The following is a 4711-nucleotide window of genomic DNA, read 5'->3' as shown; positions in this document are numbered from 1 at the left end:
GGCCATTGCGGCCTGACTTAAACGAAACGGCCTCCACGAAACCCGGGGCGATTCAAGGGCTGTACTGAGGCTTTGTGGTGAACGGTGGAAAGTGTGTGTGGAGGGGCGTAAGGCACGCACTGCCGTTTAGCCAACAGAGGGCCTGTTCCGTGAAACCGGATGACAAGAGTCTCTCAATTGAGCCCTCTCTAGTTCTCCGCTAGCCAACCTCGACTGGCGGAGCAGTTAATATCTCAGAGAAGAGAAATCTCCAGCACAAAACACGATAGCGCAGGCTTCTCTACTCAAGCTCGCTCAATTTTTTTGGGATAAATAAAGCCATCTGTCGTAGTGATCGGAATGTTGAAGGGGCTGCAGAATACGTCGTGCTTGCCGATATTGTTTGTGGTGGTGTAAGAGCTGTCCAGCTCTCGGATGACTTGCTTATTCTTTAGTTCCGGAATTCCTTTGCACTTGTCAGCGATAGTGTTCGTTATGTTGTGCACGAATTTGTACATGTCGAAGCCGAGCTCGTAAACTTTTCCATCTAGCTTTAAGCAAGGCTTGCTGCAGAACATATCTAGGTCGCGCTGGAGATCTGCTGTGTAGTCGAAGATTTCAGAAATGCTGTCCATTTCCTTTTCTATGTACTTGACTTTGCTTTTGTAGCTCTTATTGCTTTTGTCGACTGTGTTATTATCTATAAAAGATTTTACGCTCTTGGCAAAAACCTCTAGTGGTATGAGAAGGTGTTGTGAGTGACTAACTATCACATTTTCGCCGACGCGGACGTGTAGCCTGATTTCATCCACGTCATCTACATGGTGGGAATAGTTTCTGATAAACCTTAGTATTTTGAATTCTGGAGCTGATTTTATATCGCATTTGAATAATTCCTGAAGCTTGTCTGCTGTCGAGTGCAGGTTTGTCAGGTAGGTGAAAAGAGTATTGATGTCTCGGTCTTCCGAATGCCTCACATCTAACAGCTCGCGCTGGCTGTGGAAGTAGCGGTCAATGAAGGTGAACTTTTCCATGTGCGGGTCTTTCCCAGTAAAAAGATGTTTATTCTACTTCGCCTGAGTGCTTTTCGGAAGCATGAATCCTATTGCGCAGGCCCAGAGTCTTACTCAAGCAACCGAAGCATTGAAAACCTCAGAACCTTGAAAGCTCCGAGAACTCCCAGCAAGATTTGAGAAAAGGTGAGCCAGTCGCTTTGTCTCCAAGAGTGCTGAAGATCTGCAACTGATCTAGTGGATCCTTGTTGCGAGCTTTAGCCGCACTACGCTCCGGGAGAAGCGGCTACCGGTGGTAGAAGTGCGTAATGTTGGAGCTGTTTCATCTATCAACCCATCGCTGAGTTGTCTGCTCGATGCCGTTATCCCAGGCCCGTCATTGACTTGCTGCGTGAGATGCTACGTACGAACCTGATCACGCCGGTTGATGAGGACGAGCGTCGGAACAGCCGGGTATACGGCATGCTGATAGTTTAGCGTGACATCTGGCGCGACCTGACTTGGAGGGCTATCGAGATCGGCCTTGGGGATTTTTTGCCTATCCATCTTTTGGAGTTTCGCCTAGAGCGCCACCCAGGCCCTTAAAATCAATGCTGAAAGCGCAGTGCCAATTAGGGGTTTCAAGCTTACAAAGTATTATATATGATGTACGATGATTGCACGGTGTTGCAGTGGTGGCTTTCTTTGTGTGTAAGGCAAATGTGCAAGCAACAAGTGAGTCGCTAAGTTAGGCTGATGTATTTATGGGGGTGAGAGTTGAGGTCTGGTGATATTTTGCTGGTGACCGGGTTGGCTCGGCACTCCAAATGGATTGTACGCGTACAGAAACCATTATATTGGCGTGCAAAGTCAAGCCACGTTGCAGTGGTTTATGCCGAGAACACCATAATTCACTCGGTTGGTGGTTCTGGTGTTAACATGGCGGAAATGATCGAAGAGCTCGATAGCTGCAAAGCGGATTGGCGGGTAATGCGCCTCAAAGGGCTCACTGAACATCAAGAGGAGGAACTTCAGAAGGCTTCGGTGTATTTTTTGAGGCAAGGATATAATCGGGCTTTCATGATGGGTGGCAACGAAGTTTCATCTTTTTGCTCTGAGTTCGCAGTAAAGGTATATAAGCGGGCTGGTATCCGAATAATCAATGGAAAAAAGCCGAGCAAAGTTGCGCCTTGGGATTTCGATAAGGCGTTCGATTCCGGAAAGGACTGGAGTGACGTAACATCAGAATATGTTTCTGACTTGCAGGAATGGCAGAAAATGCGCGGGATTATTCAGATGTCTATGCAGCTTCAGAAATTGCAATTTGCCCGGAGACAGTATTTTAGTCAGCAGAGGAAGCAGCTGTTTTCATACTTTGAGGCGCAGGGTTCGCCACACATGAAAGAGGTCATAGCCAAGACCAAGGCTGACCTGAGAGAAAAGAGAGTCTTGAGTTTCTGGGATGAAGATGATTGGAGGTAAATTGAGCTTCTGGTGATGACGGGTTTGGAACGTACAAGGACGTACTTTTAACCCTTGCTCGCATATTCACTCGCTTACATGTGATTGCTTTTGGGTGTGATTGCAAACATCCACACCCCTGGAAATCGGCTAATGCTGATGAGCTTTCACGCACCCGGCGAAGCATCATGTGCACGGGTTGTTCCTCTAAAATCCCTAGCCCTACGGTCACACCGGAAAGATAACGCGGCTCGCGTTGCCCCTGACTGTCTCGCCTACTCCCTTTGACCTTCTGTCCCTGCTAGCCCTGCTGAATGTCGGTTTTCTCGGTTGACGGATCTTAAATTTTGCATAGAATCTAGGTTGACATTTTTCCTGACTTGCAGAGTTTAAGGAGCGGCCTGATGCATGTGACCCAACACCCGAGTCATTTCGAACCCAGGCTGCTGCCTGAGTATGTAGATCGTTTCTGCCAACAGGTCTTGGAGGTAGCGTACAGCGCGCTGCAGGATGCCAGCGGGCCGTATGACACTGCTTACACGCGCGGAAGCATGCTTTTTGGGCGTCAGCAAGGGCTTAGCCAGGTATTGGCGGCAGACAAATCCATGCCGTGGGTGAAGCTGCACAACGCCACTCTTGATTTCACCCTGTCCTTGAACGGCGTCTTGATACAAACCGTCACTGACAACCCTCACTGCATCAAAAAGGCCTACCGCAACAAGCCTAACCCGCTTGAGCAAGAGCAATTGTCGTTGTTCGAAAAGTCTCCAGACGTCTGTACTTGGCGTGTCTACGTATCGAGCAACAACGACCTTGAATTCCCGAAAATCGAGGTCGCGATCGTCGGCTTCGACGAATATCTCAACGTGGTCTGCCTTTGGAAGTATGAAGAACGCTCTGTGCTCTCGGTTCGATCGGCTGAGCAGCATGCTGCAGTGGATGTGCCGGAGGCGAAGGTACAGCGCAAGCGCAAAGATGTTGATCGCAACACCACAGATAAAGATGAAGCCCTAGATGGATGACAGAACACCCCAGCTTCCTTTTGAGGCTGAATTTTCGCCGGACAAGCTTAGGTTGGCTCGGTGCGCTGCTGGCTTTACGCTAGCTGATTTAGGCAATCTGCTAGGCGTGAGTCGGCAGTACGCGCACAAGCTGGAAGTGAATGCGGTACCTAGTCCGGCTCAGATAGAGCTGTTGACTGAAGCCTTAGGCGTCACGGAGGAGTTCCTGTCGAGTCCCCGTCGCGGCTCTGTGGAGCTGGAGCAGTGCCATTTTCGCAGCCTGCGAGCCTCTACGCAGACGATTAAGAAGAGCATCGCCTCCCAGGTTGAGCTTTTTGAGCTGTTGGTCAATGAGCTGGAGCAGGAAGTCGACTTTCCCCCGGTGGGGTTCAACCCGTTTGAGACTCCCCTGACTGGCGACGATGTCATCGAGAAGGCGGCTGAAGGCTTTCGACGGGATCTGTCCATTGGCATTGGCCCAATTGCCAATATCACGCGCCTGGCTGAGTCGGCTGGTGTGCTGGTTGTAAATCTGGCGGATGCGGATGACCGTATCGATGCTTTCTCGCTGTTCAATAAGCGGCCTTTGATTGTTCGTAATACTGCGAAGGACAACCCGTGCCGGCATCGTTTCGACATCGCACATGAGCTGGGTCACTTGGTCATGCACCAGGGAATTGAGACCGGATGCAGAGCAACCGAAGCACAGGCCAACCAGTTCGCCAGTGCACTCCTGATGCCACGGGCAAGCTTTGGTGGTGAGTTCCCATCGATGCGGGGGCAGTATCTGAACTGGGCGGCGTTGGGTGAGCTGAAGCTTCGCTGGAAGGTGAGCTTCAAGGCGATTATTTATCGTGCGCAGACGCTAAACCTGATCACACAGGATCAGGCGCGCTCAGGCTTTACCTACCTTAGCCGCAACGGTTTTACCAAGCGAGAAGAGTTGGACGAGCACATCGAGAAGGAGGCTCCGAGCCTGGTTCAGAGAGCGGTAGATCTCTTGGATCACGCCACCTGGCGAAGGATCTTGAAGAGCGCCGGTCTCACCGACGCTCTGGTAAAGGAGCGCTTTATGCTCAAGGTTCCGGTTTCGCCACTGGCTTTGGTTACCTAATTGAAACGACTAAGGGCAAAGGGACTCAGCCTCAACCTCACTTACTGCACCCAGTCACCAGGAGCCGTCATGAAGCGCAACATAAGGGCGATGATCATGCCTGATGACCGTAAGCGTCCGCTCAACTCACCTTGCGTAAGTCAGGCCGGTACCCACTGATGCGG

4 protein-coding genes are annotated in these 4711 nt (G+C 50.7%); 3 read left to right on the top strand and 1 reads right to left on the bottom strand.

Going from position 1 to position 4711, the window contains the following annotated elements; genetic code table 11:
• Positions 1-284: 284 nt before the first annotated feature.
• Complete coding sequence (locus MJ643_RS30145; RefSeq protein WP_247727260.1) at positions 285-1013, bottom strand: hypothetical protein; 729 nt, start codon at positions 1011-1013, stop codon at positions 285-287.
• Between the two features lie 735 nt (positions 1014-1748).
• On the opposite strand from MJ643_RS30145, the gene MJ643_RS30140 reads away from it, so the two are divergent.
• From MJ643_RS30140 to MJ643_RS30130, 3 genes are all read left to right on the top strand, one after another.
• Positions 1749-2453: a YiiX/YebB-like N1pC/P60 family cysteine hydrolase gene (locus MJ643_RS30140; protein ID WP_282103296.1), complete on the top strand. Its 705-nt coding sequence runs from the start codon at positions 1749-1751 to the stop codon at positions 2451-2453.
• 383 nt (positions 2454-2836) lie between these two features.
• Positions 2837-3454 carry a hypothetical protein gene (locus MJ643_RS30135; RefSeq protein WP_247727259.1) on the top strand — a complete coding sequence of 206 codons (618 nt, stop codon included), beginning with the start codon at positions 2837-2839 and terminating at the stop codon, positions 3452-3454.
• Entirely contained in the window at positions 3447-4547 is a 1101-nt protein-coding gene (locus MJ643_RS30130; protein WP_247727258.1) for an XRE family transcriptional regulator, read from the top strand. The genes MJ643_RS30135 and MJ643_RS30130 overlap by 8 nt, the downstream gene beginning before the upstream one ends.
• Positions 4548-4711: the final 164 nt, after the last annotated feature.

It is taken from the genome of Pseudomonas sp. PNPG3 (assembly GCF_023093815.1).
Taxonomy (GTDB): domain Bacteria; phylum Pseudomonadota; class Gammaproteobacteria; order Pseudomonadales; family Pseudomonadaceae; genus Aquipseudomonas; species Aquipseudomonas asiatica.
The sequence above is the reverse complement of the archived record's forward strand: the minus strand, read 5'-3'. Positions and strand labels throughout refer to the sequence as shown.